Consider the following 12,908-nt stretch of genomic DNA (forward strand, 5'->3'; position numbering starts at 1 on the left):
GATGCCGCCCCGCGGTCTCAACGCCGCCGGAGGAGGTCGAGCAGTTCCTGCGCGCACTCGACAGAGGTGACGCCGAGGTGTACCTGCGGCCCGGTGTCCATCGTGAACTCGGAGATCAGCGACGGAAAGACGATGCCGTGGCGGCGCAGCTCGGCGTCGAGGTCGCGGGCGAGTTGGTTGGGGCAGAAGCAGGATTCGTCGTCGTACTCGCTGGACATGGGTGATCAACTCCTCGATGAGCGCTGGGGGATGGCGTGACAGGCTGCGAATGCGCGGCGTGAGCCGCAGTGCACTAACGGTAGCTCAGAAAGTAAGCCGGTGTCACCCGTCTATGGCAGACAGGTCTATGCTGGGCGAGTCGACCGCGATCTTCGAGGGGTGAGTGAGTCAGATGCCGCCAAGGAGCAGCCCGACGGCGCGTCAACAGCGTCTGGGAACGGAGCTTCGCAAGATGCGGGAGCAGGCGGGACTCTCCGCGCAGGGCGCGGCCGACCTGTTGGGTCTCACGCGCTCGCGCGTCTCCAATATCGAGGCGGGCCGGTTCGGGGTCAGTGCCAATCGCGTCCGGACGTTTGCCAGCGCGTACCGCTGCCCGGACGAGGAGTTGGTGGAAGCCCTCGCCGGGATGGCGGGGGAGCGGCGTAAGGGATGGTGGGAGCAGTACCGCGGCGAGCTTCCTTCGACCTTCCTCGACATCGCTGAGCTGGAGTGGCATGCCAAGAGCGTGCGCACCGCCGTGATCGCTCACATTCCTGGGTTGTTGCAGACGGAGGACCATGTGCGGGCCATGTTCGCAATGGCTGATCCGCCGCTTCCGGCTCTGCAAGTGCTCGCGCGTACGACGCACCGTCTCAAGCGACAGGCCGTGCTGGACCGTGACGATCTCCTTGAGTTCACGGCGATTGTCCACGAGGCCGCCCTGAGGATGCAGTTCGGTGGCCGGAGGACAGCGAAAGGTCAGCTCAGACACATCCTGGAGACGAGTGAACGGGACAACGTGACCGTCTGCGTCATCCCGTTCGAGGCGGGCGGTTTCCCTGGCGCCGGGCAGTCCGTCATCTACGCCTCGGCGTCGATTCCCCAGCTCGATACGGTGTTGCTTGACACGTTCCACGGGGGCGCACTGATCGACATCGAGATGCAACTCCGGAGATACCGCAAGCTCCTGGACCGGATGGAGGGGCTGGCGCTGTCGCCGGAGGAGTCCCGCGACTTCATCCGCGACATGGCCCACGAGCTGTGAGAGGGAAGCACATGTCCGACATCCAGTGGACCGAGCCGTTCTGCACGGAAGCTGCAAACTGCTTCCAATTCGGCATAGACGACGACGGCAACGCCTACATCGGCCGCTCCGACACCGGCGAGTACATCAGTGACAGCGTCTCCGCGCTGCGCGCGCTGATCCTCGCCGTGAAGAGCGGCGAGGCCGACCACCTCTTGTAACGAGCTAGGCGGCGGCCTGGGCGTAGGTGAAGCCAAGTGATGCGAGCCCCTCGGATCGGCACAGACGGTCCGAAGGACCGTCGACCTCCGTCTGGAGGAGCTGGTACGCCGCCCCGTGGGTCTGTCCCCAGTGCATCGCGGCTCGCCACAGCAGGCGTCCCAGCCCTGCGCCTCGGTGCTTCGCCAGGACACCGAAGTATTGCGGCATGAGCTGGCGCGTTCCGATGGCGTCGGGGCGGATCTCCATGGGGCCGATGGCCCCGGCCACCTTGCCGTCCAGCACCACGGTGAGGACCGGGCCGACCTTCCCGGCCCGCATCTGTCCGTAGAGGAAGGCGAAGCCGTCCGCCGCCATCTCGTCGGCGAAGTCGGCGAAGGTTGCCCGCTCCTGCTGCGGTAGCTCGCTGAAGGGGGGTACGGGCCCTTCGGGTGCCGGGCAGAGTGCTTTGCTGAAGTCCTTGAGCTGGATGCGTACGCCGCGCCCTTTGGGTACCTCTGGGCCGAGGAAGCGGACGACGCGGGCCTTTGCGGTGCCGTGGGTTGCGGCGAGCTTCTGAGCTAGCTCGGAGGCGGCCAGGACGCTGTCGCTCTCGATGTCGTAGAGGTGGACCCTGATCATCCCGGCACCACGCCGGGACAGCGTGGGGATCAGGGTCTCGCCGGGCCGATGAACGATGTCCTCGGTCAGGACGCTTTCGTCCTTGCGCTGGGACCAGCGAATGTCTTTGTCGTAGCGCAGGAAGCCTTCACCGGTCGAGGCGGCAGTCAGGATGTCCGCGAACAGATCCTCGGTCAGGACCGACGGGTGCACCGGGCCGATTGTCGGTACGAAGGGCACCGTCACCACTGGGCGAAGCCACTCCCAACGGAATCGCATGTCCGCACCCTACTCGTCACGCGCATACGGAACAGGCCCTGGCACGACGTTCGCCAGGGCCTGACCGGAACTGATCAATGCAGGTCAGTGGGGGTTGTCGTCGCTCCCGCTGCATGAGCAGGCGACCCCTTCGAGCAGGTCGTCGAGGTCGTCGACCAGGGCGACGCTCGGCGTCGCGACGATCGCCTCGGGAAGCTCCGGACGGCTGGGCGGCGGCTTGCGGCCGATGGTCACGGGCACGGGACTCATACGCTCACTTTCTCCTTCGGTAGGCCGTGCTGGCAGTAGTTGATCAGTGGTGCCTTCGCCTCCTGGTACTGCTTGGCGAGCGGGCGGCACACGCGGCACGTGCCGGACAGGGCGCACCCCTCACAGCCCCCGGTGCGAAGCATGAGCTTGTCCGAGATGCCGGGCAGCCGGCGCAGGCCCTCGATGCCCTCGGACATGAGGTCGATCTGGTCGTCTCGACCGACCTTGCAGATGCTGACCCGGCCGTGCGGGTCGGCGTGGAAGAACGTCACTCCGGCGTTGCAGCCGGTGAACGGCTTGCGCTCGCGTAGATGCTCGGTGGACTGGGCGAGGAGGCTCTCGGGGCCGCCGTAGATGGTGGGCGTCATGTTCGTGTAGGCGTGGTGAGGGATGTCCCACTTCTCGGCGAGGGCGGCCATCTGATCTGCCTCGTGCGCCGTCTCGTTGGTGACGATCATGTTCAGACGCAGGGGCAGGCGCGCGGCTCGGCCCGAGTCGATGCCGCGCTTGAACGACTTCCATGCCCCTCGGCGCCGGGTGAAATGGTCGAAGGTCTCCTCGGTGGCGCCGTACATGCTCACGACGATCCGGTAGGGCGGGCAGTCGCGAAACAGAGCCAGGATGTCGCGGTTCCACAGCCGGGAGGCGTTGGTGGAGACGGTGAGCATCATGCCCTGGCTGTGGGCGTAGCGGTATGCGCCGGGGAAATCGCGGTCGATGGTGGGCTCACCTCCGGTGATCTGGAGCCACAGCACTCCGGCGTCGCGCATGATGTCAAGGAGCTTGACCTTTTGCTCCCACGTCAGCCCGGCAAACTGCTTTGCGGCGAGATAGCAGTGGGGGCAGTCGAAGTTGCAGCCCAGGTTGATTTCCCAGCTCGCCCTGCTGAAGCCGTAGTCGGACGGTGCGCGCACGAGCACGGATTCGCCGACCGGACCGGTGGGCATGTCGAGGCCCCACCGCTGCCGGACGGCTGCTCGCAACCAGGACGGCGTCGGCTGGTGTGAGGCCGCGGCGGCGGCCAGTTCCGCGAAGTGGTGGGCGGGGATGCGTAGTGCCCTCGTGCTGCCCGGCCGTACGACGAGGTGGCCGTCAAGGAATGGGCTTGCGATGAGACGACGCCAGCGCGAGGCGCGTTCAGCGGCGGCCGTCCGGCGCCTCGTGGCCTCGTCGGCTTCCTCTGGCTCTGTGTAGCTCATCGCTGCTCTCTCTCCCTGGAACCCGCCTTGTCTGGCACGTGCAACCACGGTAGGAGGGCCGCAATCGGGGCCTCCAGGAGTCTGCCGGAACTTGCCGGGGAGTCACCCGAGCGCGTCGATCGCATCCGTGATCAGATCACGGGCCTTGCCTCCGTACACGGCGAGTTCGGAGAGACGAGCGAACGCATCTGCGTAGAGATTGATTTCGTGGGACTGGGTGACAGTGAGATGGGCGGATACCAGCTCGACGTTCGCCACGTCGGCGTCGTAGAGGAAGAAGCCCTCAACGGGCCAGATACCGGAGCGGTCCGCGGTGAGGGGAATGATTCCCACCGATACAGAAGGCAGGGCGGCCGTGGACAAAAGGTGCCTGAGCTGGCCCGTCATGACCTCAGGGCCCCCGATACGGTAGCGCAGCGCCGCTTCCTCAAGCAGGATCGCGAAGCTGTGGTTCCCCTCGTGCACGACGTGCTGCTTGTCCATGCGGACATGGACCGCTTCGTCCACGTCATCGATCAGCCCGCGCCGGTCGCGAATCGATGTGAGCAGCGCCTTCACGTACGGCGCGGTCTGCACGGGGCCGGGGATGAGCCACGAGGAGTAGATCCGAAAGCGGCGCGTGCGCTCCCACAGCGGCACCACGGATTCCTGGGCTTTGCGGAGACCAGAGCGCTCCATGCGGCGCCACTCGACGTACATTCCGTCGATACCGCGCAGGGTGGTGATGAGTTCGTCGGCAAGCTGTGGCATGCCGCACTGCTCTGCCCAGGTGCGGAGGTCGTCTTCCGAGGGTGTGCGGGCGGCGCTCTCGTAGCGTGAGCACTTGGACTCGTGCCAGCCCGCGCGCGCGGCCAGCGCTCGCGCGGTGAGCCCGGCGTCTTTCCGGATCTCGCGCAAGCGCTGGCCGAGGGCCCTGCGGGCCTCCTGGACACTGGAGGAAGGAGAGGGCATCGCTGTCGGGGTCTTCCTGCGAGCGTCAGGCCAGCCGGTAGTCGGCGTGTGGGATGCCGCGCTCCCAAGCGGCCTCGAAGGCGCTGGCGCAGAGCTGGATCTCCTGGGGGTCATCGCTGATGCTGGAAGCCAGCATCTCGCCTTCACCGTCGAAGTGGTTCACCAGGAGAGTCGTGCCGTCGAACAGCCAGAAGTCGTTGGCTGGCAGTGCGATGCCGGCGGCCCTCTTGCGAGGCAGCCAGCGCACCTGCTCGCCGGCTGCAATGTTCAGGCCATCGGTGACTTCGTGCTCGAAGCGGATGTACTTGCTGACCGGCTCCGAGACGATCCGGGCGCGGCGGACATCGACGCCGCGGCCCACGGCTTCGGACACTAGGACAAGCCAGTCGGACCAGCGTGCGGCGGGGTCGAGATGAGCACCGCCCTCCCAGTCGATGTAGGCCGGGTCCGACTTCATGTACGCGTCCCGCATCTCCAGATGGACAGCCGACTTACGACTGCCCTGGAACAGCTCCTTGAACGTCGGAACCCTCGTCACCCTGTACCTCCAAGAAGAACTGCACCATACGGCGCGGAATCTCGATGACGTCCTCGTGCCCGGGAATGTCCATCTGATCACGGCGCCCGCCGTCCTCCACCTTCCAGCCCTGAACGAGGTAGGTGTCCTTCTCCTCGTCAAGGTAGATAGTGGGAGAACCGCCGCTCGGGCTGTCGGGGTCCTTGCCCAGCTTGCGCAGCGTCATGATGTCCACCTTCCGGTGTAGGCGTCGATCTGTATGCCAGAGCGTGCCGCCCGACTCGCTGGCAGAGGAAGAAGTGTGCCGGAACTTGCCAGCCGCGCGGGCAACAAGGCCCCCGCCAAACGCCTTGCGCGGCAGCGCCACCCCGCTCGCCGTCAGCACCTACGCGGCGCTGCCGCCTGAGGTCCGGGAGTTGCTGCCCAGCGCGGCGGACTTCAGCAGGGTCGCCACGGACGCCATGAGGCAGCACGGCGAGGGGCTCGACGGCTGACGCAGGGCCGGGCCGCGGCCGTCAGCTGACGTGCAGGTCGAAGCCCGTCGCGCCCGGCGTCTCCCGGCCCGGGAGCAGGCGCATCTCGCGGTCGTAGTCGCCGCCGGTCAGCGTCCGGTAGGGGATGGGGGGTTCGGCGAACAGCGTGCGCAGGCGCGCCGCGTAGGCGCGGGTCGTGGCGGCGTACGCGTCGTCGTCGACCGAATCCGTCCCGTACATGGCGAAGGGCGGCAGCACGTCCATGCCGGTGAAGGAGAAGACGCCGTGGTGCACGGGGAACAGCAGGTGCTCCAGCGGGCCATGTATGCCGCGCTCGGAGTACGCCGACTCGCGGCCGCCGATCGTCACGGAGAGCAGGGCTCGGCGCCCGGACAGGTGGCCGCCGCCGTAGAGGGGGCGGCCGGTGTCGCCGTAGGCGAAGCCCGCGGTGAACACGCGGTCGATCCAGCCCTTGAGGACGGCCGGCGGGCCGAACCACCACAGCGGGAACTGGAGGATGACCGCGTCCGCCCAGCGCAGCTTCTCCTGCTCGGCCGCGATGTCCGCCGACAGGCGCCCTGCGGCGTACGCCCGGGTGGAGACGGCCATGATGTCGAAGCGCTCGGCCGGGTCGTGGTCGGGGTAGTCGTCGGCGTCGAGCGCGGCCCGCCACTTCATGGCGTACAGGTCGGAGACCCGCACCTCGTGGCCCGCCGCCCGCAACTCGTCGGCGGCGAAGGTGGTGAGGGAGGCGGTCAGCGAGCGCGGCTCGGGGTTGGCGCTGACGATCAACACGTTTCTGGTCATGGCATCAGTTCTCGCAGAGGGGGCGGGGCTCAGCCAGAATCCTGCGCTTCCTGCGGAAGGCCGTTCCTGGTACTGGCAGGACCACCCGCACACTGGAGGACATGGCAGACGGCATGCGACACGATGACGGGCGGGAGCTGGGCGGCTTCCTGCGGTCCCGCCGGGCGCGGGTGGCGCCCGAGAGCGTGGGACTGGCGGCAGGGGCGCGGCGCCGGGTGCGGGGGCTGCGGCGGGAGGAGCTGGCGCAGCTCGCCGGGATCAGCGTCGACTACTACGTGCGGCTGGAGCAGGGCCGCGCCACGCAGCCGTCCGACGAGGTGCTGCGGGCGCTGGCGCGGGTCCTCGGCCTGGGCGCCACGGAACGCGAGCACCTGTGGACCCTCGCCTCGGCCCGCCGCGGCGGGCCGCCCAGCGGCCGGGTCAGCCCCCTGCTGCGGCGCATGCTGGACGAGATGCCCGGCATGCCGGCGTTCGTCACCTGCCACCGCCTCGACGTCCTGGCGTGGAACGCGCTCGGCGGCGCGCTGATGGGTGGCCTCGCCGATCCGGACGCCCGCGACCGCAACCAGGCGCGGTTCGCGTTCCTCGACCCGGCCTCCCGGCGCCTGATGCCCGACTGGGAGGAGCGCGCCGGCGAGATGGCCGCCATGCTGCGCTACGCCAGCGGCCGCTACCCGGACGACGCCTACCTCGCCGAGCTGGTCGCCGAACTCACCACGCTCAGCGCGGACTTCCGGCGGCTGTGGGAGACGGGCGACGTGGTGCGCTGCACCAGCGGCACCAAGCGGTTCCGCCTGCCGGCCGTCGGCGGGTCCGGCGAGTTCGCGCTGGACTACGAGACGCTGCACGTGCCGGCCGGCCCCGGGCAGGAGGGCGTGCAGGTCCACGTCTACGCCGCGCCCGAGGGCAGCGACGCCGCCGCGGCGCTGCGCATCCTCGCCGAGCGTGCCGCCGATGTCGGCGCCGGTGTCGGCGGGCGGTGACCGATTCGATCCGATCAGCTCCCGAATCCGCCTGACAGCACGGCGCGCGGGACGGCAAAATGATCAGATGGCTCGCCTCCACGACATCGTCGTCGACGCTGCTCATCCGGCCTCCATCGCCCGCTTCTGGGCCGACGCCCTGGACGGGTACGCCGTCGCGCCCTACGACGCCACCGAGTTGGCGCGGCTGAAGGCCTTCGGCATCGACGACCCCGAGGACGACCCCACGGTGCTCGTCGAGCCGCGCGGCGTTGCCGGCCCCCGGCTGTGGTTCCAGCGCGTGCCCGAGCCGAAGGTGGTCAAGAACCGCATGCACCTGGACCTGCTCGCGACCGATGTGGAAGCCGAGATCCGCCGGCTGACCGCCCTCGGCGCCAAGGTCGTCGAACGCCACGAGCGCCTGACGATCCTCGCCGACCCCGAGGGCAACGAGTTCTGCCTCACCCAGGGCTGAGGGCCCTCACGCCCGGGTGGTGGCCCGGCCCGCCGCGCGGCGTGCGCGGCGGGCCGCGTAACGCTGGGCGTACTCCCGGGCGGCCAGCGCCAGCGCCAGCGACTCCGGGCCGATCAGCAGGCCCGCGCACACCAGGCGGTACCAGAAGCTCGCGTCCAGCGGGCCCTCGGCGACGCCGTCGGCCGCCCAGCCCAGGACCTCCGCGAAGATGGGGACCAGCAGGAGGCCGAACCACGCGGCCACGCCCAGGAAGCCGCCCACCCACAGCCAGCGGAACCAGCGGCCGGCGCGCAGGTCCGCCTCGCTCGCCTCCGCCAGCTCCTCCGCCTGCTCCGGCGTGAGACGGCCGAAGGCCCGGCGCAGCATCAGCGACTTCACGCGCCACAGGTTGCGGCAGCCCAGGGCGTTGACCAGCACCGCGTACAGATCGGTGCGCAGGAAGACCATCGACTGCCACAGCATCTGGACGACCTTGATGAACGCCCAGGCCGCCAGCAGCGAGCCGAGGACGCCGCCGTCGTCGCCGGCCAGCAGCCGGCCGGCGAGCAGCGCGGCCAGCAGCACGGAGTCGACGGCGAGGCCCGCCAGCAGCGGGCCGTACCGCTGGCGGCGCGGGAGGGTCCACAGCTGGGTGAGGTCGGTCTCGAAGACGAGGTTGACCATGCGCCGGTCGATGCCGAAGCGGGCCTGGATGCCGAGCGCCCGCGCGCCGAGCCAGTGGCCGAGCTCGTGGCTGGCCGCCGTGAACCACACGAAGGGCACCCAGGCCAGGGCGCTCAGCCCGATGTCGTCGAAGACGAAGGGGTCTTCGGACGGGTCGGGCACCATGCCGGGGCGGACGGCGAAGACGCCGACGGCGAACAGCAGGCAGGCGGCGTAGCAGGCCCAGGCGACCGGGCCGAAGAAGGGGCGGACGGTCTCCTGGCGGACGGCCGTGAGCCAGCGCCGGGCCTGGATGGGGGCGTTGCGGACCGGCTCCTGCGGCGCGTCGTCGGCGTCCTCGGCCAGGAAGCCCAGCTCGCGCAGGGTCTCCACGAAGGAGGGGATGTTGACGGGCTGGCCCGCGAACGCCTCGGCCTCGGCGGCCGTCTCGGCGAGGGTGGCGCCCCGCTGGAGCGCCGCGATGACGACGCCGCCCACCGCCGGGATCGTGACGAAGGTGCCGGTGGCCGGGTCGCCGACCAGGACCTCGTCCTCGCCTTCCGGCACGACGCTCAGGGTGGGGCTGAGCCGCACCGTGGTCTCCGTGTCCATCGCGCCGCTCACCGCTCTCCGCCCTCCCCGCGCTCCCCGCGCTCCCCGTCGCGGCGCGGCGCGAGCGCGCACACCCGGCAGCCGGGGTCGCGGGTGAAGGGCTGCCACGTGGGCGCCAGACCCTCCCGAAGGTCGAGCACGACGCGGCCGCCGGCGGCACGCGGCGGCTCGAAGCCGGAGAGGTGGCGCTGCGCCTCGAAGGCGATCAGCGAGCCGATCAGCGTCGCCATCGGCCCGGTGAGCGGGTTGCTCAGCTCGATCTTCTCCGCGAGCCGCAGCGCCGCGCCCGCCGCGCTGTCCGGGGCGGGCCGGTCGGCGGCGTCGCAGGCCAGGCACGCGGTCTCGCCGGGCACCACCGACTGGTACATGACCTGGGACCGGGTCCCGCCGCCGCCGACGAAGGGCACGCCGGCGCGGACGGCGGCCTCGTTCACCCACAGGCCCGCGTCCGGGTGGCCGTCGATGCCCCCCGCGATGAGGTCCACGCCCTCGACGAGGTCCGCCAGGTCGCCGGGGCCGGATATCCAGCGCTCCACGGCCCGCACCTCGACGTCCGGGTCGAACTCGCGCACCCACTCGGCGGCGCGCTCGGTCTTGCGGCGCCCGATGTCCGCGTGCCGGTAGAGGAACTGCCGGGCGAAGTTGCGCGACTCGACGCGGTCGCGGTCCACCAGGGTCAGCCGCCCGACGCCGAGCCCGGCCAGGCACTGCACGACCGCCGAACCGCCGCCGCCGACGCCGAGCACCAGCACGTGCGCCCCGCGCAGCCGCCGGGCGAACGCCGCCCGAGGGCGTTCGAGCCCGGCGTAGGTGGAGAAGAAGGAGAGGTTGGAGAAGTGCCGCGCGTCGGCGGCCGGATCGCCGAGCCAGCGGCCGTCGGCGTCCTCCACCAGGCCGAGGGTGTCCAGGCCCTCCAGGCCCTCGCACACGGCGGACTCGCTCACGTCGAAGTCGCGCCGGGCCAGGGCCGCGGCGAGTTCGGCGGCGGTCTGCGGCGCGCGGCTCAGCTCGCTCAGCAACGCCGCGATCTGGCCGGTCGGATCGCTGACGGTGATCGCCTCGCGGGCGTCGAAGACCACCTGGAGATCGTCTCCGAACGTCTCCCACACGCATTCCTTCAACGTGACACGCACATCGTCTCCCTCGCCGGGGCCGGAACAGGGGCCGCGGGGAGGGCGCGAACGCCCTCCCCGCGGTGGGATGACCGGACGATGCCGGTGTGCCTCAGGTGGCCGGGTTCTGGGTCGCCTTCACGGCCTCGACCTTCTTGACCTTGATCTCCATGGCAGCCTCCTTCCTCTACCTCCTGCGCGCGCGGCGAGAGCCGCTGGTCAGAGGCTTCCACGGCCCGCTGAAACGCTCCTGAGGCGCCGCTGATACCCGAACTCAGCCGGCCCGCTCACCGCGGGGCGTTCAGCTCCCGGGGCGCTCCAGCAGGGTGTCGATCTCCTTCACCTGGCCGGCGGTCAGCGGGCCGGACGCCAGCGCGCCGGCGTTCTCCTCGGCCTGCGCGACCGTGCGGATGCCCGGGATCGGGACGGTGTGCGGGCTGCGGGCCCACAGCCAGGCCAGGGCGCCCTGGGCGGGGGTGCGGCCCTCGCTGGTGAGGATGTCGCGCACGGCGTCGAAGCGGGAGGCCCACTCCGGGGCGAGCCGGCCGTCCCTGAAGAACCGCAGCCACTCGGGCGGGGCGGAGCGGATGTCGCCCGCGGCCAGGGCCGGTCCGGTCCCGGGCGCCGCGCTGTACTTGCCGGTCAGCACGCCCATGGCCAGCGGCCCGCGGATGATGGCGGCCAGCGGCACCTCGCCGGCCAGCGCGAACATCTCGGGGGCGTCCTCGAAGACGTTGGCGTTGACCTGGACCGAGGCGCAGTGCGGGCCCTCCGCGAAGAGCCGGGCGCGGGCGGGGTCGTCGGTCGACCAGCCGTACGCGCGGATCAGGCCCTCGCGCACGAACGCCTCGCAGGCCTCGCGCAGCTCGGCCGCCTCGGGCAGCGGGGCCTGGTTGACGTGCAGCTGGTAGAGGTCGAGGTGGTCGGTGCCCAGGCGCCGCAGCGTGGCGGTGAGGGCGCGGCGGGCGTAGGCCGGGGTGAGGTCGGGGGCCAGGTCGGAGACCCGGCGGCCGTCCTCGAAGGTGTTGCCCCACTTGGAGGCGATCACGACCTGCTCCCGCCGTCCCTTGACCGCCCGGCCGAGCACCTCCTCGCTGTGGCCGGTGCCGTAGCAGTCGGCCGTGTCGAAGAAGGTGACGCCGAGCTCCATGCCGCGCCGCAGCGCCCGCACCGACTCCTCGTCGTCCACCGGGCCCCAGCCCCAGGGCTGGCCCTGGCTGCTGAACCACTCCCCGCCGATGGCCCAGCAGCCGAAGCCGAGGGCGCTGACGCTGATGTCGCTTCGTCCGAGCGCTCTGTTCGTCATCGTTGTGCTCATGTGCGGGAGTCTGCGTCTTGGAGGGCGCTCCAGGGCAAGCCCGTTCCGTCAGCGTTCGAGCCGGCCGGAGACGCACTGGGCGGGGGCGTTGACGGGGTTGCACCGCACGGCGTGCCCGCCGGGGAGCTCGGCAACGTAGTCGCTGCCGTGGCGGGCGGCGAGACCGACCACGGGGAAGTCGGTGCTGATGATCTGCGCGCCGGAGTCGAGGGCGGCGCGCAGGCGTTCGGTGTCGCCGCTGGACGCCTCGGCGAACGGCACGTCGGCGCGGGTGCGCACCAGGTAGCCCCGCTCCACGAAGTCCCGGATGGTGGCCTCGTTCGCCCCCAGCGGGTCGTCGTGGCCGATGAACGCCGCGTGGTCCTGGCCCGGGAGGGAGTTGGGGAACAGCACCCGGTTCTCGAGGTTGGGGTGCCCGTCCAGGTACTCCAGCGTGGCCGGCGCCGTGCCCTGGTTCAGCAGGAACATCACCGTGCCGCGCGAGGCGCGCAGCGCCGGCCAGCCGTCCTGGAGCACCGACTGCTCCAGGGTCTGGCCGGGGCGGCGGATGTCGTCGGGTGTGATGAGGTCCTCCTCGCCGAAGACGGAGCGGATCTCGGCGTCGAGATCCTCCAGCATCGCGCCGTTCCACAGCGGGCTCGTCGGGCCGCCCATCTCCTCCATGGCGGGGTCGGTGCTCTTCATCTCCAGCAGGATCGACAGCGGCGCGTGGGTGGGGTTGGCCCGCGACCACTGGCGGACCTGCCGCAGGCAGTCGGCGAAGGCGACGCAGTTGGTGCCGTAGTCGTGGTCGGCCCAGTGCAGCACCTTGAAGCCGGGCCGCTGGTACGCCGGGTCGTCCAGCGGCGGCAGCCCCGCCTCGCCGCGCACCAGCGGCTCGGCGTACAGGCCGCCCTCGGGGTCGGGGAAGACGTCGAGCTCGAGGGAGCGCACGCGCTCGGCGCCGAACTGGGCCGGCAGCGAGGCGTGGGAGTACTCCAGATTCCAGAAGTTGGCGTCGCCGTGCTCCTGCTGCTGGATCTGCTTCTCCTCGAAGCTCAGCTCGCGGTGGTAGCTGTTGTGCGTGCCGATGACCTGGATCTCGTTCATGCGGACGGCCGGTGCGGACGACGCGGCGGGCGCGGCGGGCGCGGCGCCCGGGACGGATGCCACGCCGGCGGCGGCGAGCAGCACCGCGACGGTGGCGGAAGCGCGGAGGCGGAACGGCACGGTGACTCCCGGTGTCGGCGTGGGGAGGGGGTGAGGGACGCCGATCCTGCCGGGGGTTGTTG

At 70.7% G+C, this 12,908-nt stretch carries 17 protein-coding genes; 5 read left to right on the forward strand and 12 right to left on the reverse strand.

Annotation, left to right across the window (positions count from 1 at the left end):
- Positions 1 to 17 precede the first annotated feature (17 nt).
- Positions 18 to 218 carry a hypothetical protein gene (locus tag ACTWQH_RS15425; RefSeq protein WP_443287102.1) on the reverse strand — a complete coding sequence of 67 codons (201 nt, stop codon included), beginning with the start codon at positions 216 to 218 and terminating at the stop codon, positions 18 to 20.
- A 173-nt stretch (positions 219 to 391) separates the two neighbouring features.
- Here ACTWQH_RS15425 and ACTWQH_RS15430 point away from each other — a divergent pair, with 173 nt between their 5' ends.
- Both ACTWQH_RS15430 and ACTWQH_RS15435 read left to right on the forward strand, forming a co-directional pair.
- Positions 392 to 1,243, forward strand: coding sequence for a helix-turn-helix domain-containing protein (locus ACTWQH_RS15430; RefSeq protein ID WP_443287139.1), 852 nt, complete (start codon positions 392 to 394; stop codon positions 1,241 to 1,243).
- Between the two features lie 11 nt (positions 1,244 to 1,254).
- On the forward strand, positions 1,255 to 1,443 hold the full coding sequence (locus ACTWQH_RS15435; RefSeq protein WP_443287103.1) for a hypothetical protein: 189 nt from the start codon (positions 1,255 to 1,257) through the stop codon (positions 1,441 to 1,443).
- A gap of 4 nt (positions 1,444 to 1,447) precedes the next feature.
- Here the strand turns inward: ACTWQH_RS15435 and ACTWQH_RS15440 are convergent, their stop codons facing one another.
- The 6 genes from ACTWQH_RS15440 to ACTWQH_RS15465 all read right to left on the reverse strand — a co-directional run bounded on the left by ACTWQH_RS15440 (position 1,448) and on the right by ACTWQH_RS15465 (position 5,462).
- The gene (locus ACTWQH_RS15440; RefSeq protein ID WP_443287104.1) at positions 1,448 to 2,320 is read right to left on the reverse strand and encodes a GNAT family N-acetyltransferase; all 873 of its coding nucleotides are present in this window, start codon (positions 2,318 to 2,320) and stop codon (positions 1,448 to 1,450) included.
- 84 nt (positions 2,321 to 2,404) lie between these two features.
- A complete protein-coding gene (locus ACTWQH_RS15445; protein ID WP_443287105.1) occupies positions 2,405 to 2,569 on the reverse strand; it encodes a hypothetical protein in 165 nt (54 codons plus the stop codon).
- Complete coding sequence (locus ACTWQH_RS15450) at positions 2,566 to 3,768, reverse strand: radical SAM protein (protein ID WP_443287106.1); 1,203 nt, start codon at positions 3,766 to 3,768, stop codon at positions 2,566 to 2,568. The genes ACTWQH_RS15445 and ACTWQH_RS15450 overlap by 4 nt, the downstream gene beginning before the upstream one ends.
- Positions 3,769 to 3,870: 102 nt before the next feature.
- The gene (locus ACTWQH_RS15455; protein ID WP_443287107.1) at positions 3,871 to 4,719 is read right to left on the reverse strand and encodes a helix-turn-helix domain-containing protein; all 849 of its coding nucleotides are present in this window, start codon (positions 4,717 to 4,719) and stop codon (positions 3,871 to 3,873) included.
- Positions 4,720 to 4,744: 25 nt separating this feature from the next.
- A complete protein-coding gene (locus ACTWQH_RS15460) occupies positions 4,745 to 5,257 on the reverse strand; it encodes a DUF6879 family protein (RefSeq protein ID WP_443287108.1) in 513 nt (170 codons plus the stop codon).
- On the reverse strand, positions 5,211 to 5,462 hold the full coding sequence (locus ACTWQH_RS15465; protein WP_443287109.1) for a hypothetical protein: 252 nt from the start codon (positions 5,460 to 5,462) through the stop codon (positions 5,211 to 5,213). Before ACTWQH_RS15465 ends, ACTWQH_RS15460 begins: the two co-directional genes overlap by 47 nt.
- Before the next feature lie 124 nt (positions 5,463 to 5,586).
- Between ACTWQH_RS15465 and ACTWQH_RS15470 the strand changes: the two genes are divergently transcribed.
- Entirely contained in the window at positions 5,587 to 5,730 is a 144-nt protein-coding gene (locus tag ACTWQH_RS15470; RefSeq protein ID WP_443287110.1) for a hypothetical protein, read from the forward strand.
- Between the two features lie 21 nt (positions 5,731 to 5,751).
- On the opposite strand, the gene ACTWQH_RS15475 is transcribed toward ACTWQH_RS15470, so the two are convergent.
- On the reverse strand, positions 5,752 to 6,516 hold the full coding sequence (locus tag ACTWQH_RS15475; RefSeq protein ID WP_443287111.1) for an NAD(P)H-dependent oxidoreductase: 765 nt from the start codon (positions 6,514 to 6,516) through the stop codon (positions 5,752 to 5,754).
- Between the two features lie 113 nt (positions 6,517 to 6,629).
- Between ACTWQH_RS15475 and ACTWQH_RS15480 the strand changes: the two genes are divergently transcribed.
- Both ACTWQH_RS15480 and ACTWQH_RS15485 read left to right on the forward strand, forming a co-directional pair.
- A complete protein-coding gene (locus ACTWQH_RS15480) occupies positions 6,630 to 7,499 on the forward strand; it encodes a helix-turn-helix transcriptional regulator (protein WP_443287112.1) in 870 nt (289 codons plus the stop codon).
- Between the two features lie 67 nt (positions 7,500 to 7,566).
- Positions 7,567 to 7,953 carry a VOC family protein gene (locus tag ACTWQH_RS15485; protein ID WP_443287113.1) on the forward strand — a complete coding sequence of 129 codons (387 nt, stop codon included), beginning with the start codon at positions 7,567 to 7,569 and terminating at the stop codon, positions 7,951 to 7,953.
- A gap of 6 nt (positions 7,954 to 7,959) precedes the next feature.
- Here ACTWQH_RS15485 and ACTWQH_RS15490 read toward each other — a convergent pair whose 3' ends face one another.
- From ACTWQH_RS15490 to ACTWQH_RS15505, 4 genes are all read right to left on the reverse strand, one after another.
- Positions 7,960 to 9,207, reverse strand: coding sequence for a hypothetical protein (locus tag ACTWQH_RS15490; RefSeq protein WP_443287114.1), 1,248 nt, complete (start codon positions 9,205 to 9,207; stop codon positions 7,960 to 7,962).
- Between the two features lie 8 nt (positions 9,208 to 9,215).
- The gene (locus tag ACTWQH_RS15495; protein WP_443287115.1) at positions 9,216 to 10,340 is read right to left on the reverse strand and encodes a HesA/MoeB/ThiF family protein; all 1,125 of its coding nucleotides are present in this window, start codon (positions 10,338 to 10,340) and stop codon (positions 9,216 to 9,218) included.
- A 280-nt stretch (positions 10,341 to 10,620) separates the two neighbouring features.
- Entirely contained in the window at positions 10,621 to 11,637 is a 1,017-nt protein-coding gene (locus ACTWQH_RS15500; RefSeq protein WP_443287116.1) for an aldo/keto reductase, read from the reverse strand.
- A gap of 48 nt (positions 11,638 to 11,685) precedes the next feature.
- Complete coding sequence (locus tag ACTWQH_RS15505) at positions 11,686 to 12,846, reverse strand: phosphatidylinositol-specific phospholipase C1-like protein (protein ID WP_443287117.1); 1,161 nt, start codon at positions 12,844 to 12,846, stop codon at positions 11,686 to 11,688.
- Between the last annotated feature and the right edge of the window lie 62 nt (positions 12,847 to 12,908).

This window comes from Streptomyces sp. 6N223 (assembly GCF_052246635.1).
Lineage (GTDB): Bacteria > Actinomycetota > Actinomycetes > Streptomycetales > Streptomycetaceae > Streptomyces.

Coding starts and splice junctions, on each gene's coding strand:
- ACTWQH_RS15425 (WP_443287102.1), bottom strand. CDS start 218: ATGTCCAGCGAGTACGACGACGAATCCTGCTTCTGCCCCAACCAACTC.
- ACTWQH_RS15430 (WP_443287139.1), top strand. CDS start 392: ATGCCGCCAAGGAGCAGCCCGACGGCGCGTCAACAGCGTCTGGGAACG.
- ACTWQH_RS15435 (WP_443287103.1), top strand. CDS start 1,255: ATGTCCGACATCCAGTGGACCGAGCCGTTCTGCACGGAAGCTGCAAAC.
- ACTWQH_RS15440 (WP_443287104.1), bottom strand. CDS start 2,320: ATGCGATTCCGTTGGGAGTGGCTTCGCCCAGTGGTGACGGTGCCCTTC.
- ACTWQH_RS15445 (WP_443287105.1), bottom strand. CDS start 2,569: ATGAGTCCCGTGCCCGTGACCATCGGCCGCAAGCCGCCGCCCAGCCGT.
- ACTWQH_RS15450 (WP_443287106.1), bottom strand. CDS start 3,768: ATGAGCTACACAGAGCCAGAGGAAGCCGACGAGGCCACGAGGCGCCGG.
- ACTWQH_RS15455 (WP_443287107.1), bottom strand. CDS start 4,719: ATGCCCTCTCCTTCCTCCAGTGTCCAGGAGGCCCGCAGGGCCCTCGGC.
- ACTWQH_RS15465 (WP_443287109.1), bottom strand. CDS start 5,462: ATGACGCTGCGCAAGCTGGGCAAGGACCCCGACAGCCCGAGCGGCGGT.
- ACTWQH_RS15475 (WP_443287111.1), bottom strand. CDS start 6,516: ATGACCAGAAACGTGTTGATCGTCAGCGCCAACCCCGAGCCGCGCTCG.
- ACTWQH_RS15480 (WP_443287112.1), top strand. CDS start 6,630: ATGCGACACGATGACGGGCGGGAGCTGGGCGGCTTCCTGCGGTCCCGC.
- ACTWQH_RS15485 (WP_443287113.1), top strand. CDS start 7,567: ATGGCTCGCCTCCACGACATCGTCGTCGACGCTGCTCATCCGGCCTCC.
- ACTWQH_RS15490 (WP_443287114.1), bottom strand. CDS start 9,207: ATGGACACGGAGACCACGGTGCGGCTCAGCCCCACCCTGAGCGTCGTG.
- ACTWQH_RS15500 (WP_443287116.1), bottom strand. CDS start 11,637: ATGAGCACAACGATGACGAACAGAGCGCTCGGACGAAGCGACATCAGC.